This is a genomic window from Vibrio sp. 10N.222.49.C9 (assembly GCF_041474985.1).
In the GTDB taxonomy this organism is placed as follows: Bacteria; Pseudomonadota; Gammaproteobacteria; order Enterobacterales; family Vibrionaceae; genus Vibrio; species Vibrio crassostreae_C.
In genome coordinates this window covers 1-333 of record NZ_JBFRVD010001494.1, presented here as the reverse complement: position 1 = coordinate 333, position 333 = coordinate 1, and the positions used below count along the sequence as shown (strand labels likewise).

The following is a 333-nucleotide window of genomic DNA, read 5'->3' as shown; positions in this document are numbered from 1 at the left end:
TTTCAATACACATCTTGGAACAGCCGCGCTGACGAGTAGTTTAGCGGCGACAGCCCTGCTATCGGCAGGGCACATTGTACCCATTACCGCACTATGGTTGATACTGTTAGGTACGATAGGTGGCTTGTTACCTGATATCGATTCCGATAACTCAACCTCTATGAGTACGCTCTTTCGCTTGTTTGGAGCGCTCACCACTTTCAGCTTCGTGGGTCATATTTATCTTACGGTATCCATGCTGGAGCTGATTGTTTATAGCCTGTTTTGCTATTTATCCATTCGCTACAACTTAAAAGCAATGCTAGAGAAGCTCACTGTTCACCGGGGCTCTTG

Annotated in this window: 1 pseudogene; it reads left to right on the top strand. The window is 46.5% G+C overall.

Annotated elements, in window-relative coordinates:
* Nucleotides 1-333 (top strand): annotated as a pseudogene (locus AB4585_RS28910) (hypothetical protein); the annotation flags it as partial.